Here is a 21,329-nt window from a genome sequence, read left to right as displayed (position 1 = left end):
AGCATCCTGAATGCCGGTTCGGGAAGCAGGCGGGTTGATGAGCCACGGAAGCTACGGTGACAGGGAGCGAACCTTCGCACTGTCCGACCGCGCCAACGTGCTGATGCGGGATTACGGCTCCTCGGCGACCCCCCAGGCCTATTCCGTCTGGTATGCCTACGTGTCCGGCACCCAGCCGCTGATGAACGACGCGATCAAGAGGCTGACCACGGAGAATGGCAGCCTCTCCGATTCCGATGTGGATTCCCTCTACGAGACGTATGTCGACAGTCGCCGTCTTGTCGCCGCCACCGAGCGGATGAACGCGAACATGCTGGCCGAAATCGAGGGCATCATGGAGGTGATGGACCTCTCCCTCGGATCGACCGCGCAGTATGGCGCGTCACTTCAGGCGTTATCGCGCGATCTCGACGTCTCGGACCAGAACCGCGCCCGCGTCCGTGAGATCGTCACGACGCTCGTGGCGACGACCCGGGAGATCACCGCCAATAACCGTACGCTCGAAGCCCGCATGCGCGAGAGTCGCAGCGAGATCGAGACCCTGCGCGAGACGCTGGAGGCGACGCGGCTGGAGAGCCTCACCGATCCGCTTACCGGGCTGTCTAACCGCAAGCATTTCGAGGAGAGTCTGCGCAAGATGGTCGAGGCCGCGGCGAACCAGGCGGTTCCCTGTAGCCTGATCGTCATCGACGTCGATTTCTTCAAGCGCTTCAACGACGTCTATGGCCACCTCACGGGCGATCAAGTGCTGCGCCTCGTCGCCATCGTCATGCGCGAGCACCTGAAGGCTCGCGTCACCCTCGCGCGTTTCGGCGGCGAGGAGTTCGGTATTCTCCTGCCCGAAACCGACCGGAACGCGGCTGTCGCCATCGGAGAGAAGGTCCGTGCAAGCGTGATGGGGCGTGAACTGGTGAAGCGGACCACGGGGGAGTCCCTCGGCAAGGTGACGATCTCCCTCGGAGTTGCGACCTCGCGACCGGGGGACACAGCCGTGTCGCTCCTCGAACGCGCCGACCAATGCATGTTCATGGCCAAGCGCGACGGCCGCAACCGGACCGTGGACGATTCCCGCGTCGCCTTGGACGTGCTCACCGCCGTCGCATGAAGGCCGAGCCGGTTATGCCGGCCGGACCCTCGCGTCCCGGCCAACCCGGCCTCAGGCCGAGGCGCGCAGCACTTCGGGATTGGCCGGCGTGATCGCGACGGATTCGCCGCAGCCGCAAGACGAGGTCTGGTTCGGGTTGTTGAACACGAACTGGGACGACAGCTTGGTCGTCTTGAAGTCCATCTCGGTGCCGAGGAGGAACAGGACCGCCTTCGGGTCGACGAAGACCGTCACCCCACGATCCTCCACCATGTCCTCGCCGGGGTTGCGCCCTTCCGCATATTCCATCGTGTAGGACATGCCGGCGCAGCCGCCGTTCTTGACGCCGACGCGGAGGCCCGCGATCGGCTTGTCCGCATCCGCGATGATGGCCTTGATCCGGTCCGCCGCCGCATCCGTCAGCGACAGGACCTTGAAATTCTTGAGCATGAGATCTCTCCGGCAGCCGGGTTCAAGGCCCGGGCGGTTGAGGATGGCAGTACGCCGTTAAGATAAGGATGGCGAAGGCTGCGGTCCACTGCCGTGGGACGCAGCAAGGCCTGCATGGGTATGATATCGTTCGCACTGCGAGGCTGAGGGAGCGATGGCGGACGCGGGGCGGAGGACCATGACCCCGGAAGAGTTCTTCGATTGGCAAAGCGGTCAGGACGAACTCTACGAACTCGTCGACGGCCACCCGGTGCCGCGGCACCGGATGATGACGGGGGCGAGCATGCAGCACGACCGGGCGACGGTGAACATCATCATCAGCCTCGGCAATCAGCTCCGCGGCAAGCCATGCCGTCCGATGACAGCCGATATTGCCATCCGCACCAGCATCAAAGGTTTGCGTCGTCCAGACGTGATGGTCGAGTACGCGACGCTGGTGCCCGATACCTACGAGGTGCGGGAGCCGAAGCTCGTGGTCGAGGTGGCTTCGCCCTCAACCACCTCCATCGATCAGACCCGCAAGGTGGAAGAATACAAGCGGCATCCGACCCTCGCGTACATCCTCCTCGTCGAGACCCTGAAGCCGCAGGCTTTGCTCTACGCGCGTGAGGGGGATTCCTGGGAGATAGAGACCTTCGAAGGTGTGGAGGCCGTCATCGCCCTCCCGGCGATCGGTGCCGCATTGGCACTGCCAGACATCTATGACGGGCTGAGCTTCCCGCGGCGCCGGGATCTCGCCGCCGAAGAACCGCCCCTCTGAACCGCGCTACCACATATCGAGGGCGACGCGGGCCTCGTCGGACATCCGGCTCTGGTCCCACGGCGGATCGAACACCATCGTGACGCTGCAGGACTGAATACCCGGCACGGCGGCGACTGCCGTCTCGACCCAGCCCGGCATCTCGCCGGCCACCGGACAGCCGGGGGCCGTCAGGGTCATGTCGATGGTGACCGTGCGGTCATCGGCGATGTCGACCTTGTAGATCAGGCCGAGCTCGTAGATGTCCGCCGGGATCTCGGGATCGTAGACGCTCTTCAAAGCGGCGACGATATCGTCGGTAAGGCGGTCGAGTTCCTCCGGCGGGATCGCCGAGGCGCTGGCGATGGCGGGGGTATTGGCCCCTCCGGTGATGGCTGCGTCGCTCATGGTTGGTTCCTTACGTGAACATCATCTCGGCCTTGGCCAAGGCCTCGGCAAGCGCATCCACTTCGTCACGGGTATTATACAGGCCGAACGACGCGCGACAGGTGGAGGTCGCGCCGAATCGCGTCAGCAACGGCATGGCGCAATGGGTGCCGGCCCGGATGGCGACGCCGTAGCGGTCGATCACCGTGGCGATGTCGTGGGCATGGGCCCCCTTCATCTCGAAGGCGATGACGCCGCCCTTGCCCTTGGCGGTGCCGATCATCCGCAGTGAGTTCATCGCGCCGAGGCGCTCCTGGGCATAGGCCAGGAGGGACGCTTCGTGCGCCGCGATCCGGTCGCGCCCGACCCCCATCATGAATTCCAGCGCCGCGCCGAGGCCCACCGCCTCGATGATCGCGGGGGTTCCGGCCTCGAAGCGATGCGGCGGATCGTTATAGGTGATCGCGTCCTGGCTCACCGTGCGGATCATCTCGCCGCCACCCTGATAGGGGGGCAGGCGCTCCAGCCATTCCTTCTTGCCGTAGAGCACGCCGATACCGGTGGGGCCGTAGACCTTGTGACCGGTGAAGACGAAGAAGTCGCAATCGAGCGCCTTCACGTCGATGGGTTGGTGGACCGCGCTCTGCGCCCCGTCGAGGAGCACCGGCACCCCGTGCGCATGGGCGATGCGGACGATCTCGGCCGCCGGCGTCACCGTGCCGAGCACGTTCGACATCTGGGTGATCGCCACCATCCTGGTGCGGGGCGTGAACAGCTTCTCGTATTCCTCGACGAGGAAGTTGCCCTCGTCGTCCACCGGCGCCCATTTGATCACCGCACCGCGCCGTTCGCGCAGAAAGTGCCAGGGCACGATGTTGGAATGGTGCTCCATGATCGAGAGGATGATCTCGTCCCCCTCCCCGATCTGGCCGAGCAGCCCCATGGACGAGGCCACGAGGTTGTAGGCTTCCGTGGCGTTGCGGGTGAAGATGATCTCGTCGGTGGAGTCGGCGTTGAGGAATTGCCGCGTGGTCTCGCGCGCGCCTTCGAACCCTTCGGTCGCCGCATTCGCCATGAAATGCAGGCCGCGATGGACGTTGGCGTAGCCGGTCTCCATGCAATTCACCATGGCGTCGATGACTGCGCGCGGCTTCTGCGACGAGGCCGCGTTGTCGAGATAGACCAGCGGCCGGCCATAGACTTTTTGGGCCAGAATCGGGAATTCGGCCCGGATCGCCTCGACGTCGTAGGGAGTATTCAGAACGGGTGCGTTCATGGCGATACCTGTTGGGTGTCCGGCGCGCGCAACCCTTCCCCCCGGTGCGAGGGGAAGGGGCCTGTCGGAATGCGATCAGCCGCGCGCCGCGAGCCACGCCTCGACGGTTCCGACCAGAGCCTCTCGCGCGCCCTCGTGGCTGACCGACTCGATGGCGGCTCCCAGGAAGGCCTGGACCAGCAGGCTCTCGGCCTGGGCCTTCGGCAGTCCGCGCTGCATCAGGTAGAACAGCAGATCTTCATCGAGCGCGCCGCAGGTGGCACCGTGACCGCAGGCGACGTCGTCGGCGAAGATCTCGAGCTCGGGCTTGTTCATCATCTGGCCCTCGTCGGACAGGATGAGACAGGCCGACATCATCTTGCCGTCGGTCTGTTGGGCCGCCTGCTGGACGATGATCTTGCCTTGGAACACGCCCGTGGCCTCGCCATCCACCACGGTCTTGAACAGCTCGCGGCTGACGCCGCCGGTGGCGGCATGGTCGGCCAGGAAGGTGGTGTCGGCGAGTTGCTTGCCGTTGAGCATGGCCGCGCCGTTCACCACCGCGCGGGCATCGGCCCCGGCGAAGTTCAGGTAGACCTGATGCCGGGAGAGCACCGCGCCCACCACGACGTTCACGGTTTCCACCGCGGCCTCGGCCCCGAGCTTCACGGATAGCGTCGACAAGGCCACGGCGTCGCGGCCCTCCGCGTTCAGGCGCGCATGCCGGAAGGTGGCATTATCGGCCACCACCACGTCCATGGCATCGTTGGGCTGGTAGGAGATACCGTCCGGCCCCTCATGGCTCTCCAGCACGAGCGCTTCCGCGCCCTCGCCCAGCGTCACGAGCACGCGGGTGGCGGTCGAGTAGGCTTCCGTGCCGGTGCCGATGAAGCGCAGGTGCAGCGGCGTCTCGACCTTGGCGCCGGCCTCCACGCTGATCAACGCGCCATCCGCCAGGAAGGCGGTGTTGAGTTGGTAGATCGGGTTCTCGGAGGCCTGACGAACGGGCGTCAGTTTCTCCAGAAGCGCGTTCCCGACGGTCAGCGCCTCGTTGAGCGGAGTCACGGTGATGCCGGCCGGGATGCGGCCGAGATCCGACTGGTCGGCGATCAGGTGGCCGTTCACGAAGGTGAGGCGCACGGCCTCGATCCCGGCAAAGCCCTTCGCCTCTTCGACCGCCGCCTTGGCGGTGTCGGATGAGGGCATCTCGGCCGGGTGAGCGGCATCGCGAAACGCCGAGCGCAGATCGGTGTATTTGAACGCCTCGACCCGGCGGGTCGGCAGGCCCACCGCCTCGAAATAGCGGAAGGCCTCCTCGCGGGCGATGGACACGCCCGTGGGGTATTTCATCTTCGTGGCTTCGAAGAGTTTCGACAGGGCGGTCTCGGCCGCCGTGCGGAGCGGGGTGATGTCGGCCATGATCAGGCGGCCTCGCCCGTGCGGTACTCGGCGTAGCCGGAAGCCTCGAGCGCCTTGGCGAGGTCCTTGTCGCCCGACTTCACGATCTGGCCCTGCGACATCACGTGGACCACGTCCGGCACGATGTAGTCGAGCAGGCGCTGGTAGTGGGTGATGACGAGGAACGAGCGGCCTTGTGCGCGCAGCGCGTTCACGCCGCCGGAGACGATGCGAAGGGCGTCGATGTCGAGGCCGGAATCGGTCTCGTCGAGCACGCAGAATTTCGGCTCCAGCAGAGCCATCTGCAGGATCTCCATGCGCTTCTTCTCGCCGCCGGAGAAGCCGACGTTGAGGGCGCGCTTGAGCATCTCCTTGTTGATCTCGAGCTTCTCGGCAGCAGCATTCACCTTGCGGATGAAGTCGGGGGTGGAGAGTTCGCCCTCGCCGCGCGCCCGGCGCTGGGCGTTCAGCGTCGCCTTGAGGAAGGTCATGGTGCCGACGCCCGGGATTTCCAGCGGGTACTGGAAGGCCAGGAACACACCGGAGGCGGCGCGCTCGTCGGGGCTCATCTCGAGGATGTTCACGCCGTCGAGCAGGATCTCGCCGTCGAGGACCTCATAATCCTCCTTGCCGGCGATGACGTAGGACAGGGTCGACTTGCCCGAGCCGTTGGGCCCCATGATGGCGGCGACTTCGCCGTCCTTCACGGTGAGGTTGAGACCGTTGAGGATCTGCTTGTCCTCGATGGCGACGGTCAGGTTCTTGATTTCGATCATTGCAGCAAAGTCCGTTCTAAAACTTGAAACGCGGAGCGACCCTTTCCCATCCGAGGAGAGGGGCGTGCCTACGGAGCGGGCGGATCGGTACGAAGTCCCGCAAGAGGGGGCGAGCCCTCCGGGTCGCGCGCACCCCTCATCCGGCCCGCTTCGCGGGCCACCTTCTCCCGCAGAGGGGAGAAGGGAAAAACCGCCCTACCCCACCGAGCCTTCGAGGCTGATCGAGATCAGCTTCTGGGCCTCCACGGCGAACTCCATCGGCAGCTGCTGCAGCACGTCGCGGACGAAGCCGTTGACGATGAGCGCGGTCGCCTCCTCGTTGGAGAGGCCGCGCTGCTGGCAGTAGAACATCTGGTCTTCCGAGATCTTCGAGGTGGTGGCCTCGTGCTCGAACTGCGCGGAAGAGTTCTTCGACTCGATATACGGCACGGTGTGCGCGCCGCACTGGTCGCCGATGAGGAGCGAGTCGCAGTTGGTGAAGTTGCGCGCGCCCGTCGCCTTCCGGTGCGCCGAGACGAGGCCCCGGTAGGTGTTCTGCGAACGGCCCGCCGAGATACCCTTCGAGATGATCCGGCTCGTCGTGTTCTTGCCGAGATGGATCATCTTGGTGCCGGAATCGACCTGCTGCATGCCGTTCGACACCGCGATCGAGTAGAACTCGCCACGGGAATTGTCGCCGCGCAGGATGCAGGACGGGTACTTCCAGGTGATCGCCGAGCCGGTCTCGACCTGGGTCCACGAGATCTTCGAGTTGGCACCTCGGCAATCGCCACGCTTGGTGACGAAGTTGTAGATGCCGCCCTTGCCCTCGTTGTCGCCCGGATACCAGTTCTGGACCGTCGAGTACTTGATCTCGGCGTCATCGAGAGCGACGAGTTCGACCACGGCGGCGTGAAGCTGATTGTCGTCGCGCTTCGGGGCGGTGCAGCCCTCGAGATACGAGACGTATGAGCCCTTGTCGGCGATGATCAGCGTGCGCTCGAACTGGCCTGTGTCGCGCTCGTTGATGCGGAAATAGGTCGAGAGCTCCATCGGGCAGCGCACGCCCGGCGGGATGTAGACGAACGAGCCGTCGGAGAACACGGCGGAGTTCAGGGTCGCGAAGAAGTTGTCGGTCACGGGCACGACCGAGCCGAGATACTTCCGCACCAGGTCCGGGTATTCGCGGATGGCTTCCGAGATCGGCATGAAGATCACGCCGGCCTTCGACAATTCGGCCTTGAAGGTGGTGGCCACCGAGACCGAGTCGAACACCGCGTCGACGGCGACCCGGCGCTCGGGGGCGATGCCCTCCAGCACCTCGACCTCGCGCAGGGGAATGCCGAGCTTCTCGTAGGTCTTCAGGATTTCGGGGTCGATCTCGTCGAGAGACATCGCCGCCGGGCGCTTGGGGGCGGCGTAATAGTAGATGTCCTTGTAATCGACCTTGTCATAGGAGACTCGCGCCCAGTCGGGCTCCTGCATGGTCTGCCAGCGCTTGTAGGCGTCGAGGCGCCAGGCCAGCATCCATTCGGGCTCGTCCTTCTTGGCCGAGATGAAGCGGATCACGTCCTCGGAGATGCCCTTGGCGGACTTCTCCATCTCGATCGTGGTCTCGAACCCGTACTTGTACTGGTCGAGGTCGATCGAGCGGACCCGGTCGATGGTTTCCTGCACTGCAGGCATTGCACGTCTCCTGACCTACACCGGCGTCAAGGGCCGGGGGTTTTCGCGAGAGGATGGCTTGGGATGGGCGGCGCTTCAGGCCGCCTGCCCTCGCCGTTGATATAGGGTCCCCACCAGCCGTTCGAAGGCCGTGAGGAAGCGTGAGCGGTCGCTTTCCGCGCTGTTCCAGCCGAAACTGACGCGGAGCGCCCCCGCAGCCAGCGCGGGGCTCACGCCCATGGCGGCCAGGACCGTCGAGCGGGCGACCTTGCCCGACGAGCAAGCCGACCCGGACGAGAGGGCGATTCCGGCGAGATCCAGCGCCATCAGCGCCGTTGCCGCATCGAGTCCCGGCACGGCGAAGCACAGGGTATTGGGGAGCCTTGGCGCACCGCTCCCGAAGACGACGGCATCCGGGGCGATGCGACGAAGGGCGGCTTCCGTCCCGTCCCGGAGGCCGGCATTGATGCCGGCCAGATGCACACGAGCGATTCGCGCCGCTTCGCCGAGGCCGACGAGACCCGGCAGGTTCTCGGTTCCGCAGCGCTGCCGCGATTCCTGGCCGCCGCCCCGGATGAAAGCCCGATCCAGCGCGACGCCTTCGGCGAGCACGATCGCGCCGGTGCCCTTCGGCGCGGCGAATTTGTGCCCGGACAGGGTGAGGGCATCGAGGCCGAGCCCCGCAAAATCGAGAGGGATCTTCCCCACCGTCTGCACGGCGTCGCTATGGACGAGGGCACGGCCATGCGCTTTGGCCAGGGCGACGATCTCGGCGAGGGGCTGGACCACGCCGGTCTCGTTGTTGGCCGCATGGACGGAGACCAGCACCGATTCGTCGCGTGCTCGCTCCAGGGCCTGCTTCAGTGCGGCCAAGTCGATCAGGCCGGAGGGGTGAACCGGTACGATCTCCACCGATCCGGGCGCGAAGCGGTGTCCCGCCCCGACGCAGGCATGCTCGGTGGCGCTCATCAGGAGACGTGTCGGCGCCGCGGCTCCGGTCCTGATCAGAGCGCCCGACAGGACTGCATTCGCCGCCTCGGTGCCGCCGCTGGTGAAGATGACGCGGCCCTGGCCAGCGCCGATCAGGGCGGCGACCTGGTCGCGCGCGGCCTCCAACGCAGCCTTGGCGGCACGGCCCTCGTGATGGATCGACGAGGGGTTGCCGGGCAGTTCCAGCGCGCGCGCGACCGCTACCGCCACCTCCGGACGAACCGGAGATGTCGCGTTGTGGTCGAGATAGGCTCGCGAAATAGTCATGCGTTGGTCAAGGCCCGAACCCACATTTCCTTGCTTTTGCCCCCCGTCATCATGCTAAGGCCCCGGCACCACACGTCTTCGCCAAGCGCCGAGCCTCGAGGGGCGACCGATCCCAAGTCTCTGGAAACGAGTCAGTTTAGAATTATTCTAATCACCTAGAATTATTCTAAGAGCGTTTTTAAGAGTGCGGCGCTCCGAGTCAAGGCGCGTTGGCCGACAGGATGGGTTGCTTTCAGCGAGCGGCGCCAGGAGTTTTGGAAAGACCATGCCCGAAGTCATCTTCACCGGACCCGCCGGCCGTCTCGAGGGGCGCTACCAGGCACCCAAGAAGAAGGGCGCGCCGATCGCGATCGTGCTGCATCCGCATCCCCAGTTTGGGGGGACGATGAACAATCAGATCGTGTACAATCTTTTCTATACCTTCGCCAATCGCGGCTTCGCGGCGCTCCGCTTCAATTTCCGCGGCGTCGGCCGCAGCCAGGGCAACTTCGACCATGGCACGGGTGAATTGTCCGATGCGGCCTCGGCGCTCGACTGGGTGCAGTCGGTCAATCCCGAGGCGCGGGCCTGCTGGATCGCCGGCGTCTCGTTCGGCTCGTGGATCGGCATGCAGCTTCTCATGCGCCGCCCCGAAATCGAGGGCTTCATCTCGATCGCGGCCATGGCCAACCGCTACGACTTCACCTTCCTGGCCCCCTGCCCGTCCTCCGGCCTGTTCGTGCACGGCTCCGAGGACCGCGTGGCTCCGGCCCGCGAGGTGATGCCGGTCATCGAGAAGGTGAAGGTGCAGAAGGGCGTCATCATCGAGCATCAGGTGGTCGAGGGCGCCAACCACTTCTTCGACGGCAAGGTCGACGAGCTGACCCAGACGGTCGACACCTATCTCGACAAGAGGCTCGGCCCGAAAGAGCAGGTAGGGTGAGACAAACGGACGGGATCGATCCGTCGCCAGCGATTCTTCTTTAAAAAAAGCCGGCGTGGCGCCAAGCTCCGCCGGCTTTTTTCGATCGGAGGAACGTCATGCCCGGCAATCGGCCGAGACATGCCGGGCTTCGCCTAACCCTTGATCAAGGCGGTGAAATCCGACCATTGCTCGACACGGAAGGCCCTGATGTCGCGCACGGATCGGGGAAACCAGCTCAGCCCCTTCAGGGCCGTGATGGCCGAGAACAGCTTAGCCAGATCCTCGTCCTTGCTGGTGTAGAGACTTCCTTGCACCCAGTCGAAACCATGCCCGGAAAGCGTGGTGCGGATGTCAGTATAGGCTTGCGACACGCCTTTGGGATGATGGATCTGAGCCTCTGCGACCACGAGATCGAACGCAATGGCGAACATCAGCGCTCTCTGGGATCGTCCAAGACGTCAGCGAGTCGATAATTGATCTCCTCGCTGGTCTCCAGCACGCGAACGCGCACGATCCGATCGCCATCCGCAGGCGTATCGCCCACACTGACGATCTCGTAGACGGGACCGACCTGGCCGAACCGCCGCCACGTCCCGACGAGGCCCTGCAGGTTTGGAAGTGAAACAGGTGCCATATTGTTCATGGCGTCATCCTACAGCTTTTTGCGGACCGTCCAACGGGAAGAGCAGGCCCCGAGTCAGGCCCCCGCCGTCTTTGCGTGAATCACCGGCACTGCCGGCGCGCCTTCCCATTCCGAATGGCCCGGGATCGATTCGCCCTTCATCACGATGGTGAGCGGGCGCAGGCGGGCGTAATCGCCGACCTTGGTGTCGTAGAGGACCGTCGAGAAGGCCCCTACCGAAACGCCCTTGCCCACCACCACGCGGCCGACCTTCATGATCCGGTCCTCGTAGAGATGCGTCTGCAGGGCCGAGGTCCGGTTGATCACCGAATAGTCGCCGATGGTGACGCAGTCGAACTCGGTGATGTCGGTGGTGAGCATGCAGACGCCAGAGCCGATCTTCGCGCCGAACAGGCGCAGCATCCAGGGCAGGAACGGCGTGCCGACCAGGTGCTCCAGCAGAACCTTGCCGGCCAAGCCCCAGTACAGCACGGCCACCGCCTCGGTGCGCATGGCCCACCATGACCACATCGGCTGCATGCCGGGCTGGTAGGCCCCCATGAGCAGCCATTTCACCCCGATCACCGTGAAGGACTGGATGAAGGCGATGGCGACGCTGACGACGACGAAGCTGACGGCGAGGCCGGTCCAGTCCTGGGCCAGGATGGCGGGGTAGAAGTAGAAGTCGATAGCCGAGATCGCGAGGGTGATGAACAGCATCGGCGAGAACGAGGTGGAGAAGGCCTCGAAGATGCCACGCCGGAGCTTCGGCCCGATGCCGGGCTCGTAGGTCTGCGCGTTGGAGCCGAGATCGACCTTCTGGCGCGAGGGGAGTTTGATGGGCGGCGAGCCGAACCAGGTATCCCCCGGCGCCATCAGGTCGTTGGCGGGCGGCTTCGACTTGATGCCCACCAGCATGTCGTCGGGGATCACGGCGCCCGGTGGCACCACCGCGTCGTTGCCGACGAAGACGCGGGCCCCGGTGCTCACGGGATGCATGTGCATCCAGCCCCGGCGGATTTCCTCCTCACCGAACACGACCTCGTCGGCGATGAAGTTGCGCGCGCCGACATCCGCCAGATCGTAGCGTCCGGCGAGGTTGGTGGAGATCTCCGCCCCCTGCCCCATCCGCGCGCCCATCAGCCGGTACCAGGCCCGCATGTAGACGGTGGCGAAGAGAGAGGAGAGTGTCTCCAGCGTCACCTCGGCGGCGAGCGCCACGGCCCATTTGCGCAGGTAGAATCCGCTATGCACCGAGTAGGTGCCGGACGAGACCCGCGGCAGCACCAGCCAGCGGATGCCGGCGATGAGGAGCACCGTGCCCGCCGTCATCAGCATGGCGGTGGGCCAGGTCAGCAGCGGCAGATACCAGTGGTAGTCGATATCGGTGATGTCGCTGAGCGAATCGCTGAGCTGGTCGAAGATGTAGAAGGCCGGGAAGATCGGCAGCAGCCCCACGGCCGGGATAGCGGCGAGCAGGAAGGCGTAGACGGCGAGGAAGCCGGCGCGCCGGCGGGGCGAGGCCCGGGCGGCCTCGGGCAGCACGGAGGGGTCGGCCATGCCGACCTTGCGCCCGGGTGAGCCGTCCCATTGCTCGGCGCGTTCCACCACCGTGCCGGTGGGGATCGTGGTGAGATCGGCGATCTCGGCAAAATCGCCGATCGTCGTGTCCGGGCCGATGACGCAGGACGTGCCGATGGCCACATCGGCGCCGATGCTGACGGTGCCGATGATGAGTTCGTCGCCCACCACTTCGGCATTGGCGATGACGAGGCGGCCGCCGAGGGAGGCCCCTTCTCCGACGCTGAGCAGGTCGGGCGCGCCGACCTCGATATCGGAGATGAGGGCATCGGCACCGATCTTCGCGCCGAGGAGTCGCAGGTAGATGGCGATGGCGGGCGAACCCTGGAGCCATTTCACGTGGACGAGCGGGGTCAGCCGCTGCGTCAGCCACCAGCGGTAATAATAGACGCCCCAGAGGGGGTAGCGGCCGGGCTTGGTCCGCCCGAGGATCAGCCATTTGGCGCTGATCGCGATGCAGGCGGTGACGGCGTTGATGCCGATATAAACCAGCAGCAGCACAGCGATCTCGCCGAAGAAGCCGAGCGAACCGCCTGTGAGCAGCAGGTAGGTGACGAAGATGCCGAGCCATTGCGAGGTGGCGAGCGCAATGACGAATGGCAGGGCGATGGCCTGCGCGGTCCCGCAGAGGATGCGGCGCAGGAGCGGCGGCGCCACGAATCCGAGGTCGCGCACCGCCATCTGGGTGCCGACGCCGCCGGTGCGCTCGATCAGCGCTTCCGACATGGCCCGGAGGGTGCGCCGGGTATAGACGTCCTGCAGGGTGATGGCCGCGAGGGCGGGTGCCTCGCGCACGGCGCCGACGAACCGGGCCGCGAGCAGCGAGTGGCCGCCGAGATCGGCGAAGAAATCGGCCTCGAACGGGATCGGCTGGTTGCCGAAAACCTGCTTGGCGGCGGCCAGCATCGCCGCTTCGGTCTCGTTGTTGGGCAGCTCCTGCTCGCCCGACAGGTCGGCGACGGTGAGGGTCGCGATGCGCAAAGCCTTGCGATCGACCTTGCCCGAGGTCAGGCGCGGCAGCACCTCCACCACCTCGAAATGCCCCGGCACCATGTAGGGCGGCATTTGTTCGGCGAGGGTGTGGCGCAGGGCGGCCTTGTCGAATTCCGTTCCCCGCTCGGGGATCAAGAAGGCGACGAGGCGGTCGACGCCATCGTCCTGGCGCAGGACCACCGCCGCCTGATTGATACCGGCCTGTGCCTGGATGCGGGATTCGATCTCGCCGAGCTCCACCCGGAATCCGCGGATCTTGACCTGGTCGTCGATGCGACCGTGGAAGACGATCCGCCCCTGCGCATTGAGGGAGACCGCATCGCCCGACCGGTAGAGTACCGGGTCGGTCCCGTCGGAGGGGAACGGGTTCGCGACGAATTTCTCCGCCGTCAGCTCGGGCCGCTGGAGATAGCCGGCCGCCACGCCGGGGCCGCCGATGAGGAGTTCGCCCTGCTGGCCGGGGCCGAGCAGGTCCAGGCTCTCGCTTGCGACGTAGACGGAATAGTTCGGGATCGGGCCGCCGATCGTGACGGGTTCGCCCGGCCGCATCTCGGCCGCGGTGGCGACCACAGTGGCCTCGGTCGGACCGTAGGTGTTGAACAGCTTCCGCGATCCCGTGGCCCAGCGGGCGACCAGGGGCTCCGGCAAGGCCTCGCCGCCCAGCAGCACGAGGCGGACGCTCGGCAGCGTCTGTGACAGCATGGCGAGCAGCGTCGGCACCGTGTCGAGCACGGTGACGCGGTTCCGTGTCAGGATGTCGGGCAGCGCCTCGACATCGCCCATCATGGCCGGGCTGGCGACGAACAGCGTCGCGCCGACCAGATAGGGAACCCAGATCTCCTCCATGGAGAGATCGAACGCCACCGAGGCGCCCTGGAACACCACATCGTCGGGCCGCATCCCGTAGAGCGCGTTCCCCGAGCGCAGGAAGTGGCAGATGTTGGCGTGGCTGATGACGATGCCTTTCGGCACCCCGGTCGAGCCGGACGTGTAGATCAGGTAGGCGGGATGCGCGGGGGTCAGGCCGGCACCGCGCGGGTCGGGACGGGGCGCATCCGACGGCACTTCGGCGAGAAGCGCCTCCGGGGTCAGGGCCGGCTTGGCCGCCGGCGCCTGGGGCGCGAGGGCGGGCGAGACCAGGAGCAGCTTCGCCTCCGCATCGTCTAGGCAGACGGCGACGCGATCGGCCGGTGCCTCGGCGTCGAAGGGCAGCCAGGCCGCTCCCGACATCGTGATCCCGATCTGGCTGATCAGCAGGTCGGGTCCCCGCGCCATCCAGAGTCCGACGACGTCGCCGGGGCCGATTCCGCGATGCGCGAGGCCGCGGGCGATGGCGCCCGCGCGAGTCTCGACCTCGGCATAGGAGAAGGCGGGATGACGGCCGGCCGCGTCCCGGCTCGCGCCGTCGATGATGGCGGGATGGTCCGGGCGCAGGCGGGCGCTGTCGGAAAAGACTTCTCCCAGAACCTCGTCCCGGATGAGGTCCGGGCGGCTCTCCCCGCGTAGTACGGCCTTACGCTCCGGCGCTCCGCCGCCGCTATGCGACCCGGTCTCGCCCCATTCGGCCTTGTCCACAAACGACTCCGCCCGAGGCCGGGTCGTCTCGGCGAGACTGCTCATCCGATGCTCCGCTGCCGGCCCCGCCGCTGCGAGGCCGTCCTTTTGACCGGGTTAGGCGCCCGGATCGTGCCGAAAACGCGGCGCCCCGATGTGGTCGCGCCCTCTAGCACGTTTGCCGAGCCGCCTAGAACTGGTCTTCACGGAGAAAGCACGTCAGGCCCAGTGCCAGCGGGCCCGGTCCAGGACGAGGACGCTGCCCTGGCGGATCGCCATCCGGGGTGCTTCGCGGATGCTGGCATAGCCTAGGATCACCAGGATCGCGCGGGCGACGCCGCCATGAGCGACGATGACCGCCGGCCGCTGCAACTCGGCGATCGCCGGTCTCACCCGCTCCACCAGCATGGCGTAGCTTTCGCCATGCTCGCCGGGCGGGCGGTAGCCCCAACGGTCGCGGTCCCGCGCCAGGGCGCTGCCGCTGTCACGCCGACGGATCTCGGCCCAGGTCGAGCCTTCCCAGGTGCCGAAGTTGATTTCCTTCAGCCGAGCATCGACGGCGTAGTCCTGCGGTGCGAGGTCGAGGCGGGCCCGGAGGACTTCCATCGTCTGCCGTGTGCGCTGGAGCGGGCTCGCGACGAACCGGGCCTCGCTGAGGCTGTCGCCCGCTACGGCTTTCAGGCGCTCGGCCACGCTTTCCGCCTGGCCCAGGCCGGTGGCATTGAGGGGCACGTCGCGCTGGCCCTGGAGTCGGCCGGCCGCGTTCCAGTCGGTCTGGCCGTGCCGGATGAAATACACCGTCATGCGCGCCGGCCGGCCATGGCGGCGTGCCGCGCTGCCCCGGAACGGCCAAGGCCGCGGATCGTTGTCGCGCTCAAGGTTGCTCCACGCGTTACGGGCATCGGCGGGTCGCCTTCCCGGAGAGGCGGCTCGCCCATGCGGTGCCCGCTGCATCGATTGAATATCGTATAAGGTGAGTTGTGATCATGTCGAAGAAGCGCGGCAAGCGGCATTCGGGCCAATCGGACGACATGGGTCGACATAAACCCAAGCCGCCGGCCCGCCGGCCCGAATCGGACAAGCCGCCCTCCTCCGCCGCCTGGGCTCGTTCGGCGATGCGGTATCCCGACCGCGCGAGCCCGATCGACACGGCCTCCATCGCCTCCTGCGCCGCGGCGGGCATCGTCACGGTTCAGCCGGGCGAGCCATTGGATCTGGCCGCGATCGACGCCGATGCCGATGGCGGGCTCGACAAGGAGGCGTCCAAACAGGCGCTCCTCGTCGAGCATGGCCGCATCCAGGCACTGCAGGAGCGGCTCTATGCCGAACATCGGCGCAGCCTCCTCGTGGTGCTTCAAGCTATCGATACCGGTGGCAAGGACGGCACCATCCGCTCGGTCTTCGAGGGGGTGAACCCGCAAGGGTGCCGGGTGTGGTCGTTCAAGGTCCCGAGCGCAGAGGAGCGCGACCACGACTTTCTCTGGCGCTACCACGCCAAGGTGCCGGGGCGCGGCATGATCGGCGTGTTCAACCGCAGCCATTACGAAGACGTGCTCGTGGTGCGGGTGAAATCCCTGGAGCCGGAGGACGTATGGCGGCCGCGCTACGACCTCATCAACGATTTCGAGCGGATGCTGACCCTGTCGGGCGTCACCGTGCTGAAGTTCTTCCTGCATATTTCGAAGGACGAGCAGAAGGAGCGCCTGGAGGCACGGATCGCCGACCCCGAGAAGCATTGGAAATTCGATGCGGCCGACCTCGTCGAGCGCCAATCCTGGGACGCCTATCAGAGCGCCTTCACGGATGCCTTGAGCCGGTGCTCCACCCCGCACGCGCCCTGGCACGTGGTGCCGGCCAACCGCAAATGGTACCGCAACCTCCTCGTCGCCCGCACCATCGCCAACACCCTGGAGGCGATGGACCCGCGCTATCCGGACGCTCAGCCGGGCATCGCCGAGCTGACTGTGCCGGATTGAGGGGGGACGATGCTGCTGCGTGGCCTCATCCGGTAATGATCACCAGCACCGATGCCGGTGCGCTGCCGAGGCGGCGGAGACGGTGCGGCAGGCCGCCATCGTAGGTGGCGCAGTCGCCGATACCGAGGATGACGCTGCGGTCCGCCACGACAAGTTCAACCTCCCCTGCCAGGACATAAGCGATCTCCTGGCCGCCATGGGTAGGACGATCCTCGGTGAGGAACGTCTCGCCCGGTTCGACCATGTACAGGGCGGCGGCCCGTCCCGCCTCGGCCGGCAGCAGAGCGTGAACCGCATAACCGGCGTCACGGGTCGTGATCCTGGCCCCGGCGCGCGCGACGATCACGTCGTCTGCGGCGGCCTTCTCCCCGAACAGTTCGGACATGCTCGCCCCGAGCCCCATCGCGATGGCCTCCAACGTGGCCAGGGATGGAGCCTTCTGGCCGCGCTCGATGCGCGACAGGTGGCCCTTGTGGACCCCGACGCGGGCGGCAAGGGCATCGAGGGTGAGATGGCTGCGGCGTCGAAGCGCCCGGATGCGTTGTGCGACCGACATGCCCCCACATGACCGGCTTTCACCGGGTCGGCAACGCGATGTGCCGTTGACAAATCGAAGGCCGAGGGACAACGAAGGATTCATGAGACAACAAGTTGTCTCATGGTTTGTCGTAGGTGATTTCGGTGGGGTGACCATGCGTGTGACGATCGAGGCCGTGCTGGTGGGGCGGGTCGCGCCTCTGGCTTCGACCGGGAAGCCCAGTGGCATCGATAAGTCGGCCTCGGCCGGCCCTGTGCGGATCGGGTCCGAGGGGCTGGACGGCGACGAGCATGCGGATCGTCGTAACCATGGCGGGCCGGAGAAGGCCGTCCATCACTATCCCCTCGATCATGCTCCGGCCTGGCGAGCCGACCTTCCCGGAGCGCCAGCCCTGCTCGAGCGGCCGGGTGCTTTCGGCGAAAATCTCTCGACCCACGGGCTCACCGAGGCCGACATCTGCATCGGTGACCTTTGGCGCGCCGGTACCGCCCTGCTCCAGGTGAGCCAGGCCCGTCAGCCGTGCTGGAAGCTGAACGCCCGGTTTGGCGTGACCGACATGGCCGTGCGCGTGCAGAAGACCGGGCGGACCGGCTGGTATTACCGCATCATCGAGACTGGCACGGTCAGGGCGGGAGACGATCTCGCGCTGGTGGAACGGGCGCACCCGGACTGGCCGCTGTCGCGGCTGCTGCGGGTCTTCTATGTCGACCGGCTCGATCGGGCGGCGCTGGCTGAGATCGCCGCCCTGCCGTCCCTGTCGACGTCCTGGCGAACCCTTGCCGCACGACGCCTCGACAAGGGGCAGGTGGAAGATTGGAAACCCCGGCTGCAGGGAGACGCAAGCACCGCCTGACCCTCTCGAGCGCTTGCCCGCGATGGCCGCATGCGCTTCGACTGGCCCCGCATCTTCGGCGAAGGCGGCCCCATGCTCACCGTCCGTAACATCTCCTCCACCGGGTATCGGTCCCTCAGGCGTATCGGCTTCCCGGTGGATGCTCTCTCCGTGTTCATCGGTGGCAACGGTGTCGGCAAGACCAACCTCTACCGGGCGCTCGAACGCCTGCAGGCCGCCGCCGCCGGCACGCTGGTGCGTGATCTCGCGGCGGAAGGCGGGATGGACTCGGTCGTCTGGGCCGGACCACGCAGCGGCAAGGGGCCGGTGCGGGTGGGATGGTCCGTCGAGCTCGGCGACGAGGCTGCGTCCGTCGCCTACGGATACGAGATCGAGGTCGGTCTGGTGCCCCAGTCGGAGGACGGCCCCAGGGGAGCGGCCTTCCGGCTCGAACCGCAGATCAAGCGGGAGCGGCTCACCGTCCTGTCGGGCCGGCGGCCGGCGGTCATGCTCGAGCGTGACGGGCCTTCCGGCTTCGTGCGCGGCGATGACGGCCGCAAGCGCTCGCTCGGCTCGAGTCTCCTCGCCACCGAAACCGCGCTCGCGGCACTTCAGGACGCGGTGGCGTTTCCCGAACTGCATCTCGTTCGGCATGCGCTACTGGATTGGCGCTTCCACCACGATTTCCGCACCGACGCGGCCTCGGCCCTGCGCCGACCCTGCCTCGCCGTCACCACGCCGACCCTGTCGTCGGACGGATCCGACCTCGCTGCCGTCTTCGCTACCCTCCGGCACATCCGCGAGGACAGTGTCGATCTCGACGGGGCGGTGGCCGATGCCTTCCCCGGCGCGCGCCTCGTCATCCCGTCGCCCGGCCGCGAGGCGAGCTTCGGGATGGTCTTTCCCGATTACCCCAAGCGCGTGTTCGAGGCCGCCGAACTGTCGGACGGGACGCTTCGCTACCTCGCCCTCGCCGGGGCCCTCCTCGCCTACCGGCTCCCGCCCTTCATCGCCCTCAACGAGCCGGAGACGAGCCTCCACCCGGACCTGCTCGAGCCCCTGGCACGGATGATCGTGACCGCGTCGCGTCGCACACAGGTCTGGCTGGTGACCCATTCGGAGCGGCTGGCCGACGCTCTCAGGGAGCAGAGCAGCGTGTCGCCCCGCCGGGTGGTCAAGCGGGAGGGGGCGACCTGGATCGAAGGGCTCAAGCTGTCGGGAGAGTTCGCGGAAGCCGACGACGCTTGACGGGGGCTCTCAAGCGCAGCTGGTCATGCCCTGTCGCCGTGGTCGGGCCGCCAGCGCCGGAGAGATCCCGGCAGCGACCGCATCATCGCCCCGCCGATCCTATCGGCATGGCGCTGGTAGAGGATACCGAGGCCGATCAGGCCGAGACCGATGAGCGACAGCGCGAAGGGGAAGAGCAGGGAGTCGCTGAAGACCCGGCTCGCCAGATCGCCGAGATAGAGCGCCACGCCGATGGCGCCGAACACCGCGTAGATCCGCCGAGACAGGAAGATGGCGAGACCGATGAGCGCGACGTTCAACAGGGCGTAGAGCGCCTTCGCCACCTCGCTGTCGGAGAATTGCCACGTCACCGCGCCCCAAAAGGTGAGGATGCCTGCAACATGGAGCCAGAACGCGTAATCTGCCCGCTTCTGGCGCAGGTCCACGGCCCCGGCGAAGGCGATGAGGCCGAGTCCGAACCAGAGCGAGATCGTCCGGCGGGTTTCCCAGTCGAGATCCGGCCCCGTGGCCCAGAGGCCGATATCCATCGACAGGAACCATAGGGATACCGCCGCGATCACCGTGATGAAACCGAAGCGCGTAGCACGCAGGGCGATGGCCGAGGTCAGGAGCGTCGCCGCTTCCATGGGCACCCAGCCGCCCTTGATCCAGGCGAAGACGTCGCGATAGGCGCCCGGCCGGCCCTGCTCGCCCCAACCCCAGCTCTCCTGCAGGCCGTAGACGGCGAGCGGCGTCATGGCGACGGCGCAGGCGATGAGGAGGCCGCCGGGGACCGGCAGATCGTGCGCGATGCGAAGGTGCCGCCCGGCGGCGACGAAGGCGGCGGCGTAGATCAGGGCGGTGGCGGTGAGGGCCGGTCCGCCCATCAGCCCGAAGGCTAGGGTCGAGAACAGGCCCATCGCCCCGATGACCACCAGGGCGCCGGCATACCAGAGCACATGGGTGAGATCGAAGGCCGCGCCGCGGCCCGGCTGCGCGGCGTAGAAGGCGGCGAGCGCGCGTGCCTGTTGGGCGGTGATGATCCCGGCGGAGGCCGCGTCATCGAAGTCAGGGCTAGTCTTCACGATGACGGGGCCTCGGCGGAAAGCGGCCCCGGAACGGGTCGGTGTTCCGCCCTAATCGCCCGGGGCGGACGGCGCGAAGCGCTCGCGGCCCACCTCACTCCTTGCTGTCGAGCCTCAGATCCGGGGCGTCCGGGTTCTTCATGCCGACCACGTGGTAGCCGGCATCCACATGGAGGATCTCGCCCGTCATGCCGCGCGACATGTCGGAGATGAGATAGGACGCGGTCTCGCCGACCTCCTCGATCGTCACCGTGCGCCGCAGGGGCGCATTGTACTCGTTCCACTTGAGGATGTAGCGGAAGTCGCCGATGCCGGAGGCGGCGAGCGTCTTGATCGGCCCCGCCGAAATGGCGTTGACGCGGATCTTCGAGGGGCCGAGATCGGCCGCGAGATAGCGCACGGAGGCTTCCAGCGCCGCCTTGGCGACGCCCATGACGTTGTAATGCGGCATCCACTTCTCGGCGCCGTAATAGGTCAGGGTCAGGAGCGAGCCGCCATTGGGCATCAGCTTCTCGGCCCGCTGGGCCACCGCGGTGAACGAGTAGCAGGAGATCATCAGCGACTTGGTGAAGTTCGCCTCCGAGGTCTCGACATAGCGGCCGGTCAGCTCGTCCTTGTCGGAGAAAGCGATGCAATGGACGACGAAGTCGATCCCCTGCGGGAAGACGCGACCGGCCTCCGCGAAGACGGCGTCGATGGAAGCGCCGTCGGTGACGTCGCAATGGCCCACCACATGGGCATCGAGCTCGCGCGCCAGCGGCTCGACCCGCTTCTTCAGCGCATCGCCCTGGTAGCTGAAGGCGAGCTTGGCGCCATGCGCATGGGCGCTCTTGGCGATGCCCCAGGCGATGGACCGGTTGTTGGCGACACCGAGCACCAGACCGCATTTCCCGGCGAGCAGGCCGCCGACGTGATCGTGTACCGGGTTCGTATCCGCCATGGGTCACCTGAGCGAGAGGCCGTCGCGCGCCGGAGCGGACCCGTCCGGACCTGGGGGGAAGCGCTCGCGCCGAGGCATCCTTAGCGG

General features: G+C 66.7%; 20 protein-coding genes. 6 read left to right on the top strand and 14 right to left on the bottom strand.

All coding sequences use genetic code 11. The features are described 5' to 3' along the window. Positions 1 to 37 precede the first annotated feature (37 nt). Positions 38 to 1,105, top strand: a complete 1,068-nt coding sequence (locus ACYQOP_RS17655; protein WP_207412044.1) for a GGDEF domain-containing protein — start codon at positions 38 to 40, stop codon at positions 1,103 to 1,105. Between the two features lie 51 nt (positions 1,106 to 1,156). Here ACYQOP_RS17655 and ACYQOP_RS17650 read toward each other — a convergent pair whose 3' ends face one another. Continuing rightward, positions 1,157 to 1,534 carry a HesB/IscA family protein gene (locus ACYQOP_RS17650; protein ID WP_056423941.1) on the bottom strand — a complete coding sequence of 126 codons (378 nt, stop codon included), beginning with the start codon at positions 1,532 to 1,534 and terminating at the stop codon, positions 1,157 to 1,159. A 178-nt stretch (positions 1,535 to 1,712) separates the two neighbouring features. Here ACYQOP_RS17650 and ACYQOP_RS17645 point away from each other — a divergent pair, with 178 nt between their 5' ends. Next, positions 1,713 to 2,294, top strand: a complete 582-nt coding sequence (locus ACYQOP_RS17645) for a Uma2 family endonuclease (RefSeq protein ID WP_461223289.1) — start codon at positions 1,713 to 1,715, stop codon at positions 2,292 to 2,294. A 6-nt stretch (positions 2,295 to 2,300) separates the two neighbouring features. Here ACYQOP_RS17645 and ACYQOP_RS17640 read toward each other — a convergent pair whose 3' ends face one another. The 6 genes from ACYQOP_RS17640 to ACYQOP_RS17615 form a co-directional block, all read right to left on the bottom strand. Then, positions 2,301 to 2,681 carry an SUF system Fe-S cluster assembly protein gene (locus ACYQOP_RS17640; protein WP_461223288.1) on the bottom strand — a complete coding sequence of 127 codons (381 nt, stop codon included), beginning with the start codon at positions 2,679 to 2,681 and terminating at the stop codon, positions 2,301 to 2,303. A 10-nt stretch (positions 2,682 to 2,691) separates the two neighbouring features. After that, positions 2,692 to 3,936 (bottom strand): cysteine desulfurase, encoded by a 1,245-nt coding sequence (locus ACYQOP_RS17635; protein ID WP_461223287.1) that lies wholly within the window; start codon positions 3,934 to 3,936, stop codon positions 2,692 to 2,694. A 75-nt stretch (positions 3,937 to 4,011) separates the two neighbouring features. Further along, complete coding sequence (sufD, locus tag ACYQOP_RS17630; RefSeq protein ID WP_056423931.1) at positions 4,012 to 5,334, bottom strand: Fe-S cluster assembly protein SufD; 1,323 nt, start codon at positions 5,332 to 5,334, stop codon at positions 4,012 to 4,014. A 2-nt stretch (positions 5,335 to 5,336) separates the two neighbouring features. Beyond that, positions 5,337 to 6,089, bottom strand: coding sequence for a Fe-S cluster assembly ATPase SufC (sufC, locus tag ACYQOP_RS17625; RefSeq protein ID WP_207412047.1), 753 nt, complete (start codon positions 6,087 to 6,089; stop codon positions 5,337 to 5,339). Between the two features lie 195 nt (positions 6,090 to 6,284). Then, positions 6,285 to 7,754, bottom strand: coding sequence for a Fe-S cluster assembly protein SufB (gene sufB, locus ACYQOP_RS17620; protein WP_056423928.1), 1,470 nt, complete (start codon positions 7,752 to 7,754; stop codon positions 6,285 to 6,287). Between the two features lie 75 nt (positions 7,755 to 7,829). Then, complete coding sequence (locus ACYQOP_RS17615) at positions 7,830 to 8,990, bottom strand: cysteine desulfurase family protein (protein ID WP_461223286.1); 1,161 nt, start codon at positions 8,988 to 8,990, stop codon at positions 7,830 to 7,832. A 265-nt stretch (positions 8,991 to 9,255) separates the two neighbouring features. Between ACYQOP_RS17615 and ACYQOP_RS17610 the strand changes: the two genes are divergently transcribed. Then, positions 9,256 to 9,912, top strand: a complete 657-nt coding sequence (locus ACYQOP_RS17610; protein WP_056423924.1) for an alpha/beta hydrolase — start codon at positions 9,256 to 9,258, stop codon at positions 9,910 to 9,912. Positions 9,913 to 10,046: 134 nt separating this feature from the next. Here the strand turns inward: ACYQOP_RS17610 and ACYQOP_RS17605 are convergent, their stop codons facing one another. The 4 genes from ACYQOP_RS17605 to ACYQOP_RS17590 form a co-directional block, all read right to left on the bottom strand. Continuing rightward, positions 10,047 to 10,325, bottom strand: a complete 279-nt coding sequence (locus tag ACYQOP_RS17605) for a virulence factor (protein ID WP_461223285.1) — start codon at positions 10,323 to 10,325, stop codon at positions 10,047 to 10,049. Further along, positions 10,325 to 10,537, bottom strand: a complete 213-nt coding sequence (locus tag ACYQOP_RS17600) for a DUF5397 family protein (protein ID WP_056423920.1) — start codon at positions 10,535 to 10,537, stop codon at positions 10,325 to 10,327. The genes ACYQOP_RS17605 and ACYQOP_RS17600 overlap by 1 nt, the downstream gene beginning before the upstream one ends. A 54-nt stretch (positions 10,538 to 10,591) precedes the next feature. Beyond that, entirely contained in the window at positions 10,592 to 14,710 is a 4,119-nt protein-coding gene (locus tag ACYQOP_RS17595) for a Pls/PosA family non-ribosomal peptide synthetase (RefSeq protein WP_461223284.1), read from the bottom strand. 153 nt (positions 14,711 to 14,863) lie between these two features. Beyond that, a complete protein-coding gene (locus tag ACYQOP_RS17590; protein ID WP_207412050.1) occupies positions 14,864 to 15,448 on the bottom strand; it encodes a histidine phosphatase family protein in 585 nt (194 codons plus the stop codon). 182 nt (positions 15,449 to 15,630) lie between these two features. Here ACYQOP_RS17590 and ACYQOP_RS17585 point away from each other — a divergent pair, with 182 nt between their 5' ends. Continuing rightward, positions 15,631 to 16,620: a polyphosphate kinase 2 family protein gene (locus tag ACYQOP_RS17585; RefSeq protein ID WP_461223283.1), complete on the top strand. Its 990-nt coding sequence runs from the start codon at positions 15,631 to 15,633 to the stop codon at positions 16,618 to 16,620. Between the two features lie 25 nt (positions 16,621 to 16,645). On the opposite strand, the gene ACYQOP_RS17580 is transcribed toward ACYQOP_RS17585, so the two are convergent. Then, on the bottom strand, positions 16,646 to 17,176 hold the full coding sequence (locus ACYQOP_RS17580; protein WP_461223282.1) for a helix-turn-helix domain-containing protein: 531 nt from the start codon (positions 17,174 to 17,176) through the stop codon (positions 16,646 to 16,648). Between the two features lie 136 nt (positions 17,177 to 17,312). Between ACYQOP_RS17580 and ACYQOP_RS17575 the strand changes: the two genes are divergently transcribed. Together ACYQOP_RS17575 and ACYQOP_RS17570 are read left to right on the top strand one after the other, a co-directional pair. After that, the gene (locus ACYQOP_RS17575; protein WP_461223281.1) at positions 17,313 to 18,011 is read left to right on the top strand and encodes an MOSC domain-containing protein; all 699 of its coding nucleotides are present in this window, start codon (positions 17,313 to 17,315) and stop codon (positions 18,009 to 18,011) included. A 72-nt stretch (positions 18,012 to 18,083) separates the two neighbouring features. Next, complete coding sequence (locus tag ACYQOP_RS17570; RefSeq protein ID WP_461225365.1) at positions 18,084 to 19,238, top strand: AAA family ATPase; 1,155 nt, start codon at positions 18,084 to 18,086, stop codon at positions 19,236 to 19,238. A gap of 23 nt (positions 19,239 to 19,261) precedes the next feature. Here the strand turns inward: ACYQOP_RS17570 and ACYQOP_RS17565 are convergent, their stop codons facing one another. Both ACYQOP_RS17565 and fabI read right to left on the bottom strand, forming a co-directional pair. Beyond that, positions 19,262 to 20,302, bottom strand: a complete 1,041-nt coding sequence (locus tag ACYQOP_RS17565; protein WP_461223280.1) for a hypothetical protein — start codon at positions 20,300 to 20,302, stop codon at positions 19,262 to 19,264. A 94-nt stretch (positions 20,303 to 20,396) separates the two neighbouring features. Next, positions 20,397 to 21,242 carry an enoyl-ACP reductase FabI gene (gene fabI / locus ACYQOP_RS17560; RefSeq protein ID WP_018043432.1) on the bottom strand — a complete coding sequence of 282 codons (846 nt, stop codon included), beginning with the start codon at positions 21,240 to 21,242 and terminating at the stop codon, positions 20,397 to 20,399. Positions 21,243 to 21,329: the final 87 nt, after the last annotated feature.

It is taken from the genome of Methylobacterium sp. CM6247 (genome assembly GCF_054817925.1).
Note: the sequence above shows the minus strand (reverse complement) of the source record. Positions and strands in the feature narration are given on the sequence as shown.